The organism is Rhizobium sp. TH2 (assembly GCF_024707525.1).
Classification (GTDB): domain Bacteria; phylum Pseudomonadota; class Alphaproteobacteria; order Rhizobiales; family Rhizobiaceae; genus Rhizobium_E.
In genome coordinates this window covers 3693291-3708774 of record NZ_CP062231.1, presented here as the reverse complement: position 1 = coordinate 3708774, position 15484 = coordinate 3693291, and the positions used below count along the sequence as shown (strand labels likewise).

The window sequence follows — 15484 nt, the reverse complement described above, 5'->3', positions numbered from 1 at the left end:
CGATCATGCCGGGCTTTATCGATCCGCATCTGCATTTTCCAAAGATGCAGAGCCACGCCGGCCAGGGCGCTGAAGATGGAGACGGTCACCACGCTGGCGGAAGAGTTGGTCCGGATGCAGACGGTGGGTGATGACCGGACGATCGCCGAGACCTATGTGGCGGGGGTGGCAGTGAAGTCGGGGCTTTGAGCGGCGATTGAAAAGCGCTGGAATGATGTGTATAAATGCGAAATCTATACACATGGGAGGTTCCGATGCGAACCAATATCGAGATCGACGATAAGCTCTTGAAGAGAGCGATGAAAGTCACTGGCCTTAAGACGAAAAAGGCCGTCGTCGAAGAAGCGCTTGAGGAATTGGTCAGGGAGCGAAAAGGGCGCGAGGCGCTGAATCGGCTCTGGGGCATTGGCTGGGAAGGCAATCTTGATGAAATGAGAACGGATTTTATGCCGGTTGACGAAAAATGATCTTTGTTGATTCCTCGGTTTGGATCGATGTGTTCAACAAGGTCAAGAGCCTGGAAGCCCAAAAACTCCTCAAAATTACATCGACGCTGGATATCCTCGTCGGCGATCTTGTGATGTATGAAGTGCTGAGAGGCGCCCGCGACGATCTTCACGCACGGCGCCTTGAAAAAGATCTTCGATGTTTTCGCATCGAGCCGATTCTGAGCCCGGCTATTGCTCAAAAAGCAGCAGAAAATTACCGCAAGCTCAGGTCGCTCGGCATCACCATCCGCAAAGATTCAGATATCCTCATCGGTACATTCTGCATCGAGAACGGACACATACTCATGCACAAGGACAGGGACTTCCTGCCAATGGTGCAGCATCTCGATCTCGAGGATTATTAGCCCTCACGCATCCGCATATCTCTGTGGCTCAGTCCGCAGCCGTTCGATGTCACGTTGTGGCGGCGCGCCGAACAGGCGTTTATATTCGCGGCTGAACTGCGATGGACTATCATAGCCCACCGTGTGGCCGGCGCTGGCGGCATCGAGCGCCCGCGTCAGGATCAGCCGCCGCGCTTCCTGCAGCCGAAGCTGCTTCTGATATTGCAGCGGGCTCATCGCGGTCGCGTCGCGAAAATGCTGGTGCAGCGACGAGGTGCTCATGCCGGAGAGCGAGGCGACCTCCTCGATCGTGAACGACCGCGTGTAATTCTCCTTGATCCAGGTGATGGCGCGGCCGACATGCCGGTTGCGGTTCTGCGGCTCCAGCATGCGGCGGATGAAGGCGGCCTGGTTGCCCTTCAGCAGGCGGTAGAGGATTTCGCGCTCGATCAGCGGCGCAAGCTCGGCGGCATCCTCCGGCGTTTCGTGCAGCTTCAACAACCGGATTGCCGCGTCGAGCAGTTCGGGCGAGGTCTGGCTGATTGCCATGCCGAGGCAGGTTTCGGCCTGCGTCGGCGGAGACTTGAGCAGCATCTCGGCGCAGAGGTCGAGATCGAGTTCGAGGCGGACACAGAGATAGGGTTCGGCTTCACTCGCCTCGATCACCTGGCCGATCACCGGAAGGTCGACCGAGACGAGAAGATGCTGCGACGGGCCGTACTGCAAGACCTCGTCGCCGACGATCACCTGTTTCCTGCCCTGCGCGATGATGCAGATCGCGGCCTTGTGCACGCCATGCATGGGTTCGCTGGGCGCGGACTTGCGAACCATGGTCAGGCGCGGAACCGCGGTCTCATGGATACCGTCCGTCTTGGCGTATCGTGCAATGATGCTTGATAGTTCCTCTAATCGTTCCATCTGTATGTCTCTATTTACGGCGCTTTGGCGGATTTTATGGAAGTATCAATAGCCCAAAACTCCAAACTGGCAAAGGCAAAAATTCTATGTTTGGAGAAATGTGCAATCTTTGCGGAGAAATGGTCTACCGCATTTTCCGTTCCATCGCCTATACCGGTATTCGTCAGATGAAACGAAGACCGATGAAGAAAGGAAAGACCATGACCGTAAATTCGCTGTTCCAAACCATGTGGGATTTCCCTGTGATGCTTTTCAATATCGTCCGCGAAAAAATCGCGAAATTTGTCGCGGATCGCAACGACGAGGATGCGAGGTGGCTCAATGGCTAGAAACGGAATTTTGCTCAGCGCGCTGACGTTTTCGCTCTCGCTCGTCGCGGCACTTGCCACGTTCGGCTTCACGCCGGGCGAAGCGGCCCGCAAGAAGAATGATGAACAGGAGGTCGGGATGACGACACAATCCTATACCGGGCTCTGGGTGACCGCAGACGGTTATATCCAGCACCGGCTGCTGCCCGGCGGCCGTTATGTCGAAGGCCGCGGCGACCGCGAGCAGGCCTATGAGGGCCAGTACCGCCTCGTCGGCGATCATATCGAATACCAGGACGACACCGGCTTCATCGCCGACGGGGATTTCCGGGATGGCATTCTCTACCATGCCGGAATGGTCCTCTATCGCCGCGATAGCTAAGATAGTGCTGAAGATTTGATTTTGAACGGCGGCCGGCATCCGGTCGCCGTTTTTGGTTTGTATCCGCTACCACCCGATCAGCTCGAACCTGTCGACATCGACCAGGCCCTTGTCCGTGATCTTGAGATGCGGGATCACAGGCAGCGGGAGGAAGGCCAGTTGCAGGAAGGGCTCCTGCAGTGTCGAGCCCAGCGCGAAGGCGGCCTGGCGCAGGTGATGCAGGGTGTCGCGCACGCTTTCGTAGGGCTCCAGGCTCATCAGGCCGGCGACCGGGAGCGCGATCTCGCCGGTTACCTTGCCGTTCTCGACGACGACGAAGCCGCCCTTGATCACCGAGAGCCGGTTGGCGGCGAGCGCCATGTCCTCGTCGCTGGCGCCGACGACGCAGATATTGTGGCTGTCGTGGCCGACGGTCGAGGCGATGGCACCCTTTTTCAGGCCAAAGCCCTGGACGAAGCCGGTGGCGATATTGCCGTTCTTGCCGTGGCGTTCGATGACGGTGATTTTCAGGATGTCGTTGGTGAGGTCGATGGTCGCCTGGTTGCCTGAATTCGGCAGCTGGTAGCGGCGGTGCTCGGTGATGATCTTGCCGGGGATGACGCCGAGAACGGAGGTCTCACTGTCACGCGCCGGGACCGCGAAATCCGCCGCCGAGACTTGCCGCGCCCTGACGCTGTCGAGCCCGACCGGCTCGACGAAATCGCGGGTTTCGAAAAGCTTGGATGTCACCCGCCTGCCGGCGGAGAAGACCATTTCGGCCTTGCAGCTTTCGAGACTGTCGATCACCACGAGGTCGGCGCGCCAGCCCGGCGCCACCAACCCGCGGTCACGGAGCCCGAAGGCGCGGGCGGCGGAAATCGAGGCGGCGCGATAGACAGCGAGGGGCTCCGCGCCATTGGCGATCGCCATGCGGATCATGTAGTCGAGATGGCCCTGCTCGGCGATATCGAGCGGATTGCGGTCGTCGGTGCAGAGCGCGATATAGGGCGACAGCCGCTCGGTGATGATGGGCATGAGGGCATGCAGGTCCTTGGAGACGGAGCCTTCGCGGATCAGAATATGCACGCCCTTGCGGATCTTCTCCATCGCCTCCGTGGCACTGGTGCATTCGTGATCGGTGCGGATGCCGGTGGCGAGATAGCCATTGAGATCATAGCCCGAGAGGAGCGGTGCGTGGCCGTCGATATGGCCGTCCTGGAAGGCGGCGAGCTTGGCGAGCGGTATCGGATCCTTGTGGATGACGCCGGGGAAATTCATCATCTCGGCGAGGCCGATGACTTTCGGATGCTTGCGGAACGGCAGCAGGCGCTCGATGGGCAGGTCGGCGCCGGAGGTTTCGAGATGGGTGGCCGGTACGCAGCTCGAGAGCTGCACGCGGACATCCATGATCGTTTCGAGGGCCGAATCGAGGAAGAATTGCAGGCCTTCGGTGCCCAGCACATTGGCGATCTCGTGCGGATCGCAGATCACGGTGGTGACGCCGTATGGCAGGACGCAGCGGTCGAATTCCAGCGGCGTGACCAGCGAGGATTCGATATGCAGATGGGTGTCGATGAAGCCGGGGACGACGATCTTGCCCGAGACGTCGATTTCCGTCTTGCCGGTGTAGTCGCCGCAGGTGCCGACGATGCGGTCACTTGTGATCGCGATGTCGGATTCCACAAGTTCGCCGGTGACGAGGTCGAAGAAGCGGCCGCCTTTCAGCACGATATCGGCCGGCTCGCGGCCCGTGCCCTGGTCGATCATCCGTTCGAGATTGTGCATGCGCGGCTCCGATTCACGATGCAATTCAATGTAGCGGCGAGGGGACGGGAAGCAAAACGAAAACAGCGGCTAAAGCCAGTTGATCCGTTTCAGGACCATCAGCGTGGCGATCGAGGTGAACGCCACCGCTCCAACGATCGCCAGGAAGGCCCAGCCCTCGTGCACGCCGGGTATGCCGCCGACATTCATGCCGAACAGGCCGGCGACGAGACTCGGCGGCAGCAGCAGGGCCGCCAGCGCCGCAAAGCGGTTGGAATTGCGGGCGATCCGCTCGCTGATCATGGTCGAGAGGTCGTCGTGCAGGATGCCGGTGCGGTCGCGGATGGCGTCGAGATATTCGATGAAGCGCATCAGCTTGTCGATCACCTCGCGGAAGCGCAGCTTGTCGCGTTCCTTCAGCCAAGGTGCATCATCATGTTCGATGCGGTTGAGCGCATCGCGCTGCGGTGCTAGATAGCGGCGGAGCTGGACCGATCGGCGGCGAAGCTGCTTGAGGCGGCCGCGCACCTCGCCTTCCTCGCCCTGGAACATCAGATCGTCGAGATCATCGACCTCCTCGTCCATGCCATCGAGCACCGGTTCGAGGTCGCGGACCAGCTTGTCGCTGACCAGCGCCAGCAATTCGCCGGTCTGCTTCGGCCCCTTGCCGGTTTCGAGCGCGAGGCGAATGTCGCGCAGCGCCGTGATGTAATGGCCGCTGTCGCGCAGACTGACCAGCCGGTGTTCCTCGACCCAGATATGCACGGGTACCAGGTCGATATCGGGAAGCGTGACCTGCACTTCCTCGGGTGGGGTGGCGCAAAGGCCTCTCAGGATGATGAGCAGGCCATCGTCGATCGGCTCGACGCGCGGACGGGAATCCTCGGCCAGCAGGGCTTCGGCCACCAGCGGATCAAAACCGCCCTTGTTGGTGATCCAATCGGCGGCGGCCTCATGGTCGCGTTCGAAATGCAGCCAGACCACGCCATCCCCGGGCTTCCAGGTGCAAACACCTTCCATCGTCAGCGTCGTGCAGCCACCATGGCCATCGAGCAGCAGGGCAAAACGCAGTCCCGGCTCGGCACCATAGCTCACGATGGGTTTGACCTGTTCCAGCATTCCTATTCTTTCTCCCAATTCAGCCAGCGCCGATGATAGGCCCGATATGGAAGAAGGTGAAGGGGCGATATGGGATGGTGCCATGCGGGCGGAGGTCCGGCGACATGACCGGCGGTGTCAGGCTGATCTTGGCGTTCATTGGGACCTCTTTGGACATGGGAGAGCGTTCACGCGGGCGGTTCGCCCCGTGGGATGAAGCATTCTCACTCCCGATCCTTGTCACCTGGGCATGAAGGATCGGCCGGGGCACATTCGCGTGCCGAGGTAAGTAGGCTGCCTCACAGCAGCCGGGAGACACACGCATGCGCCCCGTTCGGTGTATTTTCATCCGCGAACTCGGCCGTCTGCGCCCGACCCCCGATCCCGGATGTGTCAGATCCGGGGGGGACAGGCCTGTGTGCGGTACAACGCACGCCACGGGTACTTTGCCTTTCGGCGTCACCCGGGGGAGGCCCCTTCTCGCGGACGCCTGATGTGGGGCTTTACGTCGTTTCCCCGCAACAGGCACCGGTCCCGCCTCGCCATAGCGCCCTACGGTGTAGCCGAGGGCAGGACGGGAGGTATTATGGCATAGTTGTGGAGAATATCAAGGATTATATTCCTATGTCGTGGGTGTGCCAGATTCGTCGTAACGAACATCCAACGACGCTTTCTTGAAGGATATTGCCGCCAATCTTGATCCGGGCAAGGGCGCATTGTTTGTGCAGATACTGGAGATGACGCCAGACAGGGCGCTCAAGGCGTTGTCGCCCCATGGCGGCGTCGTGTTGAAGACCTCGCTCGATGAAACGAAAGAGCAGGTATTGCGCGACGCCCTGCAGAAAGCGACGCGGCAGGCTAGTCCACGACTTGGTGGCATAGGCGCGCCACGTAGCGATCTGACCGGCCGCTTGTCCGATGGAATTGTCGTCGTCTCGAGGCGGAGCGTTTCCTGGTAGGGATCGCTTCCCGTTGGCTGACAAAGGCTATTTCATGGTGATGGTGAGGTCGTCTACACCGAACGTTAGCATAAGTCCGTTGCGCTCGACCGATAGCTCCAGATAGACGCCGTTGGAATTTTTCAGCCACATCTTGCCGCGACTGGTTTTGCCAATAACAAAACCAGTTCTCGTAGCGGTGTACCGACCCGCGAACTGGCGCCTGGATTTAAGATTGTAGACCGTGCCAGTGGCTTTGATCGAAGCAAAGCCCGTCCCGCCGAACCCAAGGCCATTGATTTTGAATGGATAGTCATGGCCGCCAATGTGCAGGACGCCTTTTCCCGTTCCAATGGTCAAATAGTAACCGGCCTGGCGCTGAACAATATCGACGGTTCCGCTGGGACGGAGCTTTGTCTCAGCGGCCTCCGACCACGTCGATGCGAATAAGAAAGCAAAGAATGCAAGGGCAAATTTAGGAAAAGTGGTCATAAAATCCTCGGTGGGACAGTTCAACCGGACGGACTCCCCAGCCATCGCGTCAAACTATCTTCAAACACAGGCTTTGTCTATAAATGTGGAGCTCGCAGCACAGTAAACGCTATGATCTGATCAAGCCCATCCAAGTTGCCGCAAACTCCTAATTGATTGGAGTTTGCGGCCTTAATTTACGGAGAACGGATACGAACCAACGACCTCGGCCTTTGGCCCCCGTTTTGGGACACAAATCGCCGCGTTCATCCACATTGCTCTCATCGAGCCAAGAGGCACTGAACGAGGGAGAACCGAGATGACTTTTGCTGGAGCTTTCCGAAATTCCCGGTCCACACGGTCGGCCGACAAGCCGCCGCGCGCGAAGATCGTTGCCGTTTGGCGCAACATCAAAGAGTGGTCAAGGGGGTGTGGTGCAGCGTTTACTGGCCGAAGAGTCTGGCGATGATCCTACGGCTCACTTCAGCATCCCCCCGGAATTTCGTCGCGATCATAACGTGGCCGGGACGGGGTGCCAGTTTGGAAATGGCGATGCTATGCGTCCTGGATGCGGCGGTCCTTCGGCAGCGCGATCGTCATCGCGACGGCTATGGCCGAGATGATCGCGACGGCGAGATAGATACCGCTGAAGCTCCCGGTCGAGGTCTTGATCACGCCGCCAAGGAAATTCCCCGTCGTGCCGCCGATGCCCTGCAGCACGGTGCAGATGCCGAATATCGTCACGGCGACGCTCGAGACGGCGCGATGCGAGACATAGGCCGGCAGCAGGCCGTAGATCGGGTAGAAGCCGAGCGAAAACAGGATGCCGGCGAGGATCGACAGTTCTCTTGATGGATCGAGCACCATCAGCACGCCGGCGGCGAGGAAGACCAGATAGCAGAACAGCATCGCGTAGCGGGAGCCGAGGCGCGACGAGATGCCCCCCACAATGAAGCCCGCACCAATGCCCACCGCGCCGATGATTGCCCAGAGCCATGAGGCAAAGCCGACGGAATAGCCGAGTTCCTCGCGCAGGAACGGCGAGAGATAGGTGAGATAGGGATAAGGCATCATGCCGTTGGTGAAGCCGAGCGCGAAGATCAGCGCCACCCAGGGCATGGTCGAGCGCAGGCTCACCGAGCCGCCAGCCGAGGACGTGGGCGTTTCATGGCTGGTCGCATTGCCGAAGAGACCTGCCCGCCCGAACAGAATATGGGCGGCGATGGACAGCGCGATTGCGGCGGCACCCGTGACGTACCAGACCATCTGCCAGTGGCCATTGGCGGCGAAGGCCGGGACGAGCGCGCTGTTGGCAAGCACGCCATAGGCCGGGGCGCTGGAAATCAGGCTCATGGCAAAGCCGCGCTGCTCGGTGCTTACCACGCGTGCGGCAAGATCGATCATCGGCACGAAGGTCGATGCGCCCGTTCCGCCGGCGATCATCAGGAGGATTGCGACCAGATAGAGATTGCCGGTGAGGGGGACGCTCGTGAGGCAAAGCCCGCATAGCGCGACCGACGCCACCACCGTCCGGGCCGCGCCGATGCAGTGGACGAGCCAGGTTCCCGTCAAAGCAAACGCCACCGAGGAAAGCTGGATCAGGCCGGTGACGGCGCCGACATAGGCATAGCCGAAGCCGAGGTCCTGGCGCATATCGGGAATGATCTGGGAAAACAGGGCGATGCCGAAACCATAGCATGTGGCGACGCAGGCGATCATGACGGCGACGAGCAGGCTGGCGGAAGGCTGCGCGCTATTCATGGCGATCGCGGTGCATGGCAATAGCGCTTTCCTTCGTTTCGACAGGTTGCATCATTCCGCAAGGGGGCGTCAACGGACTGTCCCGCTGCGACGCCGAATGCCGCTATCGCTGGTGCCTTGATCAAGTCGAGGATGAGTGGGCTTTGCTATTCCTTGAGAGGCCAGATTTCGATCACGCCATGGGCGACGGCGCATGGAGATTTCGATGCCAGCGCGATTGCCTCGTCGAGGTCTCTGGCCTCCATGATCGAGAAGCCGGCGATGGGCAGGTTTGACGACATGAAGGGGCCGGCTTTGGTGGCGACGCCGGTGCCATCGGGATTTCGCACCTGTACCGGCGTTTCGGCGATGCCCATCACCACGCCGCGCTCCTTGAGCCATGCATCGTGATCGTGGGCTGCCTGCCTGGCAGCTTGCGGCGTCCTGTCATATCCGGCCTGGTCGCCATAGCCGATGGTGATGTATCTGGGCATTCGTCGATCCTCGGTTGCCCACTATAATCGCCGGAAAGGCGCGCCGGTTCCGGCGGCGAAGGCATCGCCTTCAATGCGCGCTTGAAATTCTCGGTATCGCTGCGATACTCCGCCTTGGGAGCCACGGCGATGATGCGTCATTTGCGAAATCTGGCTGCATTGCTGACACTGTCGCTGCTGACGATCAGTGCCGGGCCGGCTGACGACGGGCGCTGGTATGCCGGGGATTATTCCTTTTCCGACGAGCTTGGCGGCTTCAGCATCCTGTCGGTGACCGGCTCGGGGACGAAGGCCGACCCGATCGAAATCCGCGAGCAGCTCGACTCGGCCAATCCCGTGACGCTGGTGATCAGGAGCGGAAATAATGCGCTGGGCGAGGGTGGGCTGCACCTGCGCGTTGTCCCCACGAACAATAGCGGACTGGCCTGGATCGAGTTCGAATTCGAACTGCAGGAGATCCGTGGCAAGCCGAGCGACTTCTACGACGGGCTGTCGTTCGACCAGATCAACCCCGATCCGGACCTCATCTCGTCCAACCGGTTTGCACATTTCAAGAGCAATTTCGAGAGCTTCGACCGGCTGCGCTTCAGCGAAGGTCATGTCGATCCCCGGGACCGGCCGGTCTTCGGCTTTCTCATCACCGACGTCACGCCGGTTGGCGAGTTTTACCTGCTGCAGGACCCGCGCGTACCGTTTTCGTGAACACGGCGACTGGTCATTGCTTTTGGTGTGGGTGAGGCGTTTTATGCGGCTTCGGCTTGGTGAATTCTCGGCAGAGGGTGGCGTCGATGATCAATCCTCCTGAACCTTTGCGGACGCGCCTGACGGATTTGTTGGGCTGCGACTATCCGATCATCCAGTCCGGCATGGGTGGCCCCGGCCGCTCGGAACTCTGTGCTGCCGTGACGGCGGCGGGTGCCTTCGGCTGTATAGGCATGGTCAGGGAAAGGCCCGAGCTGATCCGGCGTGAAATCGCGGCGGTGAAAGACAGGACCAATCGCGCCTTCGGGGTCAATCTTGTTCCGTCCGCCACCGACCCTGCTCTGCTGGACGAGGAGCTGGATGCCTGCTTCTCCGCACAGATCGAGGTCATGGTGTTTTTTTGCGACGTGCGGCCGGATATTGTCGAGCGGGCGCACAAGGCCGGATGCAAGGTTCTCTATCAGGTCGGAAACCTGGCCGACGCCATTGCCGCCGAGCGCGCCGGCGCGGATGCGATCATCTGCCAGGGGGTCGAAGCCGGCGGACACGTTCACGGCAAGGTGACCTCGATGGTGCTGCTTCCGCAGGTAGCCGCCGCTGTAACCATACCTGTTGCCGGCGCCGGCGGTTTCGGCTCCGGTGCGAGCCTGGTCGCGGCACTTGCGCTCGGCGCGGAAGGCATTCACTGCGGAACGGCGTTCCTGGCGACAAAAGAGTCCTATGCGCATGACTATCACAAGCAGCGCGTCGTCGATGCCGGGTCGGAGGATACGGTCTATTCCGACGTATTTGCCATCGGCTGGCCGCCACAATCGCCCGTCAGGACAATCGAGAACAGCATTCACCAAGCTCTATGCCGACGACCTGCTCGGACATGGGCCGGATGATTTCGCACGCGAGGTCATCGCGCACGACGAGGGCGAACCGGTCTATCGCCTGAGCACCTATTCGCCCCTGCGCGGCATGACAGGCGACATGGAAGCGCTGGCGCTCTATGCGGGCCAGGTTTGCGGTCAGGTGAAGCACGTTCGTCCGGCCCGCGAAGTGGTGCATGAGATGATGGATGAGGCCCACTCCGTGCTCGGCCGCTTAGGCTCACTGAAATAGGGGTATCGCAAGAAATTGCGGCCGCTGAGAGCATGCCCCGACGGAGCGGCGGGGCATGCTCAACAATTCCTCGACCAACTATTTCTGTGCGGCCTTGAGTTCCTTCTCGAAGGCAATCTTCGACTTTTTCACCAGGCGCGGCAGCAGTTCGGTATCGACGTATGCGTCCTTGTCGCCGGCTTCCTGCTTCGCCTCGCGTTGAAACACGCCGGCGAATTCCGGGTGTGCGGGAAGCACGATATCGGCCTCAAGCGACGCCATCCGCTCGAAGCTCCGGCGGAAATCCTCGACGATACCGGGATAGCCCTTGTTGCCGACCAGTATGTTGCCCGCGACGGTGATGCTGCACGGGAACACGACGCGGCGCGATACACCATTGTCCGTGGCGGCGGTCTGCCATGTGGTGCAGCCTTTGGTGTGCCCCGGCGTGGCTATGGCGACCATATTCACCTTGCCGAGTGTCACCACGTCGCCGTCATTCAGCACCCGGTCGACCTTGACGGCGGGGAAAGTGGCGCCGCCGTAATTGGTATCGCCCTCCTGCTTGCCGTTCTCGAGCGCGGAGCGGTCCGCTTGCATCGCCATGACCTTTGCACCGGTATCCTGTTTCAGTTGCGCGATGCCGGCGGCATGGTCGAAATGAGCGTGGCTGTTGAGGATGATCTTTACGTCACTCAGTTCGAAGCCCAGCGCGCGGATGTTCTTTTCGATATGCCCGGCATTTTCGGCCAGCGTGCCGTCGAGCAGGATCGCGCCCTGGTCGGAGACGATGAGGTAGGACGCCAGGCCTTCGGTGCCGACATAGTAGATGTTGTCGAGAATCTTGAATGGCTTCGTCGGCTTTGTCCACGCGGCGGGCTGGGCGGCGAAAGCGGTCGCTGCCATGCAGGACGTGACTAACAATGCAATCGCAGATGACAATATTTTTCTCATGTCGAATATTTCCTTTTCGCTGGCGGCCCGTTTCGAGGCCGCTTCGACACATATTCGCCGCGAGTGCGAGCGACAAACGATCAAATCTCGCCGCAGGCATTAGAAAATCTTGGGTCTCAATGGATCGACCGCGTCTCCCTCTCAATGCGCTCCGTGCGTTCGAAGCCTCCGCGCGCCATCTCAGTTTTACCCGCGCGGCCATCGAACTCTTCGTCACGCAGGCTGCCGTGAGCCATCAGGTGAAGCATCTCGAAGCGCTGCTCGGCGTGTCGCTTTTCCGGCGGCTGCCACGCGGCCTGATGGTGACGGAGGAGGGCGAGGCATTGCTGCCGGTGGTGCGGGAATCGTTCGATCGCATGGGCGATGCGCTCGATCGTTTCGAAGGCGGTCATGTCAGGGAGGTGCTGACCGTCGGCGCCGTCGGTACGTTCACAGTGGGCTGGCTGCTGCCGAGGCTGGGGGCATTCCGGACGCACGCCCCGTTCATCGATCTCAGGCTTTCGACGAACAACAATCGCGTCGATATCGCAGCCGAGGGGCTGGATTATGCGATACGATTCGGCTCCGGCGCGTGGCATGGGCTGGATGCGGCGGAACTGTTCGAAGCGCCGCTCTCAGTGCTGTGCAGTCCCGACATCGCCGCCGGTCTGTCCGCGCCCGAGGATATCTTCAGGCATACGCTGCTTAAATCCTATCGCAGCGATGAATGGCCCGGCTGGCTCGCCGCGGCCGGTGTGAAGGATCTGACATCGCCACTGCGGGGGATGGTGTTTGACTCGTCGCTCGCCATGATGGAAGCGGCAGTGCAAGGGGCGGGCGTGGCGCTCGCGCCGCCGTTGATGTTTCAGAGGTTGCTCGGCTCAGGTGCGATCGCGCAGCCGTTCAAGGTTTCGATTTCGACCGGCAGCTACTGGCTGACCCGGCTGCAGAGCAAAAGCCCGACGCGCGCGATGCAGACCTTTGCCAACTGGCTGCAAGAGGCATCAAGCGATCATCGCTCCGTTCGGCCGACTTGACGCGTGAGGCGTTCTCCAACTCGCTAAGCCTGTCACTCCTGCTGGAATTTGCAGGGCCATTGGTCGGGTTTCTTCAATCCCTCGGGAAGCACGGTCTTGTCGTCGCCGCAGGCCATGTCGAGCTGCCATTGGCTCAGCCCGGTTGCGGTCGATAGATCGACGCCCTCGACACGGGTGAGGAAGAAGAAGGCGCGCTCAAAATCGACGGGGCTGGAGAAATGCGTGGCACGGAAATCTGCGCGCGCCAGATTGGCCAGCGAGAAGCGGCTGCCGCCGACTTCGGCGCCATCGAACTGCGACCTGCCGAGATCGGCCTTGGTAAAATTGACGTTGGAAAGCTTGGCGTCCTTGAAATTGGAGCGCTGAAGCTCGGCGCTTTCGAAATTCGCGTCGTCGGCGCCTATGCCCGTGAAGTCGGTGCGGTAGGCCTCGGCGCGTACAAAGCTTGCGCCCTTGGCGGCCGAACGGGCGAGCGTCGCCCGCAAAAGCTTGGCCTTCTCGAGATTTGCCCCGAGCAGGCTCGCATCGCTGAGATCGGTGGTGGTGAAATCGGTGCCGACCAGCTTGGCGCCTTCGAGATTGCTGCCGCCCAGCATCAGGAGCTTCTTGTCGCAATCCTGCCAGTCGATACCCGGCGTGGGGGCCGCTTGGCAATCATCGGCTTGAGCATCGGTACATGAGAAACCCAGGAGGCCGGCCACCACCAGGTACGAGGAGAGAGTGGATTTTATAAGAGCCTTCATCGCCTTCTCCCGGTTCCAGCTGCCTTCATCCACTCATGTAGTGGTCGAGGTAGCAATATCCAACACCTTCATTGTGACATGCGTTCCGGCGGGCGCTGTGATGATGGTTAGCGGAGTAGGGTGGGTTGGCCGCTCACCAAACAGCGCTCGCGAACGTGCTGCCCGCCATGAAGATGATGATGAGTGAGCCCGGTGTCCATAGTGCCGCGCGAATGTCATGAATCTGGGCGGTATAGTAGGCAACGAAGTGCAGCAGACGCGTCACGACATAGCCATAAAAGAGGAATTGCGCGAGGAGCAGCGGCGGGGCTGTCGTTACATAGAGCAGCCCGGCAACAAGGAAATAAGGAAGATTCTCGAGATCGTTGAGCTGAATGCGGCGGATACGCTCAACGCGCTCGTTGGGCGCCAATTGGGTGTCGTTCGGCCTTGGGTTGGCCATTGTCTTTTTCAGGTCCTCGGGATTTCTGAAGCCGCCATTTTCACCCATCATGCGGATAACCGTCAGCCAGGACATCGCAACGCCCTTCAGGATCATCAATGTCGCAGCGATGACGTATGTCGCGAATACAGGGTTTGTAAGGCTCAATTGGTCCATGTGAAAATCCCCCAGCGCTGTCTTAGTGAAACATCGGTTCTCCGCAGAGTAGCAAAAAAGGCGACCTTTCGGCCGCCTTTTTTATTCCATCATTTGCACCGCCCTCAGGCGTTCGCCACCAGCACGTCGCGCAGCCTGCCGACGAGTTCGTCGATATGGCTCTTCTCGATAATCAGCGGCGGCGACAGCGCAATGATATCGCCCGTGGTGCGGATCAGCAGGCCCTTCTCATAGGCCTTGAGGAAGGCGGAGAAGGCGCGCTTGGTCGGCTCGCCGTCGATCGGCTTGAGCTCGATCGCGCCGATCAGGCCGATGTTCCGGATGTCGATGACATGCGGGCAATCCTTCAGCGAATGCAGCGCCTCTTCCCAATAGGGGGCCATCTCAGTGCCGCGGGTGAGCAGGCCTTCGTCCTTGTAGGTGTCGAGCGTGCCGAGGGCTGCGGCACAGGCGATCGGGTTGCCCGAATAGGTGTAGCCGTGGAAGAACTCGATCATGTGCTCCGGGCCTTGCATGAAGGCGTCATGGATCTCGTCGGTCACGAAGACGGCGCCCATCGGGATCACGCCGTTGGTGAGGCCCTTGGCCATGGTGATCATGTCGGGCTTGACGCCGAAATAATCGGCGGCGAAGGGGGTGCCGAGGCGGCCGAAGCCGGTGATGACTTCATCGAAGATCAGCAGGATGCCGTGCTTGGTGCAGATTTCGCGGAGCTTCTTGAGATAGCCCTTGGGCGGCAGGATGACGCCGGTGGAGCCGGCGACCGGCTCGACGATGACGGCCGCGATGGTGGACGCATCATGCAGGGTTACGATGCGCTCGAGTTCGGAAGCGATGTCGCCGCCATGTTCCGGCTCGCCCTTGGTGAAGGCATTCTTGTCGGGGAAATGGGTGTGCGGCATGTGGTCGACGCCGGTGAGCAGCGTGCCGAACATCTTGCGGTTGGCGACGATGCCGCCGACAGAGATGCCGCCGAAATTGACTCCGTGATAGCCGCGCTCGCGGCCGATCAGGCGGAAGCGCGAGCCGTTGCCCTTCACGCGGTGATAGGCGAGTGCGACCTTGAGCGCCGTCTCTACCGATTCAGAGCCGGAATTGGTGTACAGCACATGGCTCATGCCCTCGGGTGCGATGTCGATCAGGCGGTTGGCAAGCTCGAAGGCCTTGGGGTGGCCGAGCTGGAAGGCGGGGGCGTAATCGAGCTCGCCGGCCTGCTGCTGGATGGCTTCGGTGATCTTCGGGCGGCAGTGGCCGGCGTTCACGCACCAGAGGCCGGCGGTGCCATCGAGCACGGTGCGGCCGTCATGGGTCTTGTAATACATGTCCTTCGCGCTGACGAAGAGCCTGGGCTCCTTCTTGAACTGGCGGTTGGCGGTGAAGGGCATCCAGAACGCCCGCATGTCGTTGGGCGTCGTGTTCAGGCGATTTGACATTTCGTTCTCCGGAAAGGGCGCCTTGGTT

The 15484-nt window shown here is 60.6% G+C and carries 18 protein-coding genes and 2 pseudogenes; 10 read left to right on the top strand and 10 right to left on the bottom strand.

What is annotated here, in order from left to right:
* Positions 1-51: 51 nt before the first annotated feature.
* The 3 genes and pseudogenes from IHQ71_RS18315 to IHQ71_RS18305 form a co-directional block, all read left to right on the top strand.
* A pseudogene (locus IHQ71_RS18315) lies at positions 52-189 on the top strand (guanine deaminase); the annotation flags it as partial.
* 65 nt (positions 190-254) lie between these two features.
* Positions 255-467 (top strand): type II toxin-antitoxin system VapB family antitoxin, encoded by a 213-nt coding sequence (locus IHQ71_RS18310; RefSeq protein ID WP_258157878.1) that lies wholly within the window; start codon positions 255-257, stop codon positions 465-467.
* Positions 468-496: 29 nt separating this feature from the next.
* Positions 497-853 carry a PIN domain-containing protein gene (locus IHQ71_RS18305; RefSeq protein WP_374989877.1) on the top strand — a complete coding sequence of 119 codons (357 nt, stop codon included), beginning with the start codon at positions 497-499 and terminating at the stop codon, positions 851-853.
* Positions 854-856: 3 nt separating this feature from the next.
* Here IHQ71_RS18305 and IHQ71_RS18300 read toward each other — a convergent pair whose 3' ends face one another.
* Positions 857-1750 (bottom strand): AraC family transcriptional regulator, encoded by an 894-nt coding sequence (locus IHQ71_RS18300; RefSeq protein WP_258157876.1) that lies wholly within the window; start codon positions 1748-1750, stop codon positions 857-859.
* 119 nt (positions 1751-1869) lie between these two features.
* Between IHQ71_RS18300 and IHQ71_RS18295 the strand changes: the two genes are divergently transcribed.
* The gene (locus tag IHQ71_RS18295; protein WP_258157875.1) at positions 1870-2079 is read left to right on the top strand and encodes a hypothetical protein; all 210 of its coding nucleotides are present in this window, start codon (positions 1870-1872) and stop codon (positions 2077-2079) included.
* Positions 2072-2440, top strand: coding sequence for an Atu4866 domain-containing protein (locus IHQ71_RS18290; protein ID WP_258157874.1), 369 nt, complete (start codon positions 2072-2074; stop codon positions 2438-2440). The genes IHQ71_RS18295 and IHQ71_RS18290 overlap by 8 nt, the downstream gene beginning before the upstream one ends.
* A 66-nt stretch (positions 2441-2506) precedes the next feature.
* Here the strand turns inward: IHQ71_RS18290 and ade are convergent, their stop codons facing one another.
* Positions 2507-4204 carry an adenine deaminase gene (gene ade, locus IHQ71_RS18285; RefSeq protein ID WP_258157873.1) on the bottom strand — a complete coding sequence of 566 codons (1698 nt, stop codon included), beginning with the start codon at positions 4202-4204 and terminating at the stop codon, positions 2507-2509.
* Positions 4205-4273: 69 nt separating this feature from the next.
* Positions 4274-5302, bottom strand: coding sequence for a CorA family divalent cation transporter (locus IHQ71_RS18280; RefSeq protein WP_258157872.1), 1029 nt, complete (start codon positions 5300-5302; stop codon positions 4274-4276).
* A 641-nt stretch (positions 5303-5943) separates the two neighbouring features.
* On the opposite strand from IHQ71_RS18280, the pseudogene IHQ71_RS18275 reads away from it, so the two are divergent.
* A pseudogene (locus tag IHQ71_RS18275) lies at positions 5944-6132 on the top strand (DUF1269 domain-containing protein); the annotation flags it as partial.
* Positions 6133-6267: 135 nt separating this feature from the next.
* On the opposite strand, the gene IHQ71_RS18270 reads toward IHQ71_RS18275, so the two are convergent.
* The 3 genes from IHQ71_RS18270 to IHQ71_RS18260 all read right to left on the bottom strand — a co-directional run bounded on the left by IHQ71_RS18270 (position 6268) and on the right by IHQ71_RS18260 (position 8924).
* The gene (locus IHQ71_RS18270; RefSeq protein WP_258157871.1) at positions 6268-6711 is read right to left on the bottom strand and encodes a hypothetical protein; all 444 of its coding nucleotides are present in this window, start codon (positions 6709-6711) and stop codon (positions 6268-6270) included.
* A 534-nt stretch (positions 6712-7245) separates the two neighbouring features.
* Entirely contained in the window at positions 7246-8451 is a 1206-nt protein-coding gene (locus tag IHQ71_RS18265) for a nitrate/nitrite transporter (RefSeq protein WP_258157870.1), read from the bottom strand.
* Between the two features lie 146 nt (positions 8452-8597).
* Positions 8598-8924: a YciI family protein gene (locus IHQ71_RS18260; RefSeq protein WP_258157869.1), complete on the bottom strand. Its 327-nt coding sequence runs from the start codon at positions 8922-8924 to the stop codon at positions 8598-8600.
* A gap of 129 nt (positions 8925-9053) precedes the next feature.
* Here IHQ71_RS18260 and IHQ71_RS18255 point away from each other — a divergent pair, with 129 nt between their 5' ends.
* From IHQ71_RS18255 to IHQ71_RS18245, 3 genes are all read left to right on the top strand, one after another.
* Entirely contained in the window at positions 9054-9626 is a 573-nt protein-coding gene (locus tag IHQ71_RS18255; RefSeq protein WP_258157868.1) for a hypothetical protein, read from the top strand.
* Positions 9627-9712: 86 nt separating this feature from the next.
* Positions 9713-10513 (top strand): nitronate monooxygenase family protein, encoded by an 801-nt coding sequence (locus tag IHQ71_RS18250; RefSeq protein WP_258157867.1) that lies wholly within the window; start codon positions 9713-9715, stop codon positions 10511-10513.
* Positions 10416-10733: a hypothetical protein gene (locus IHQ71_RS18245; RefSeq protein ID WP_258163012.1), complete on the top strand. Its 318-nt coding sequence runs from the start codon at positions 10416-10418 to the stop codon at positions 10731-10733. The genes IHQ71_RS18250 and IHQ71_RS18245 overlap by 98 nt, the downstream gene beginning before the upstream one ends.
* Before the next feature lie 78 nt (positions 10734-10811).
* Here IHQ71_RS18245 and bla read toward each other — a convergent pair whose 3' ends face one another.
* Positions 10812-11618: a subclass B3 metallo-beta-lactamase gene (gene bla / locus IHQ71_RS18240; protein ID WP_258157866.1), complete on the bottom strand. Its 807-nt coding sequence runs from the start codon at positions 11616-11618 to the stop codon at positions 10812-10814.
* Between the two features lie 167 nt (positions 11619-11785).
* On the opposite strand from bla, the gene IHQ71_RS18235 reads away from it, so the two are divergent.
* Positions 11786-12682, top strand: a complete 897-nt coding sequence (locus IHQ71_RS18235; RefSeq protein WP_258157865.1) for a LysR family transcriptional regulator — start codon at positions 11786-11788, stop codon at positions 12680-12682.
* Positions 12683-12714: 32 nt separating this feature from the next.
* Here the strand turns inward: IHQ71_RS18235 and IHQ71_RS18230 are convergent, their stop codons facing one another.
* From IHQ71_RS18230 to IHQ71_RS18220, 3 genes are all read right to left on the bottom strand, one after another.
* The gene (locus tag IHQ71_RS18230) at positions 12715-13425 is read right to left on the bottom strand and encodes a pentapeptide repeat-containing protein (protein WP_258157864.1); all 711 of its coding nucleotides are present in this window, start codon (positions 13423-13425) and stop codon (positions 12715-12717) included.
* 133 nt (positions 13426-13558) lie between these two features.
* Positions 13559-14023, bottom strand: a complete 465-nt coding sequence (locus IHQ71_RS18225; RefSeq protein ID WP_258157863.1) for an MAPEG family protein — start codon at positions 14021-14023, stop codon at positions 13559-13561.
* A gap of 104 nt (positions 14024-14127) precedes the next feature.
* On the bottom strand, positions 14128-15456 hold the full coding sequence (locus tag IHQ71_RS18220) for an aspartate aminotransferase family protein (protein ID WP_258157862.1): 1329 nt from the start codon (positions 15454-15456) through the stop codon (positions 14128-14130).
* Positions 15457-15484 lie beyond the last annotated feature (28 nt).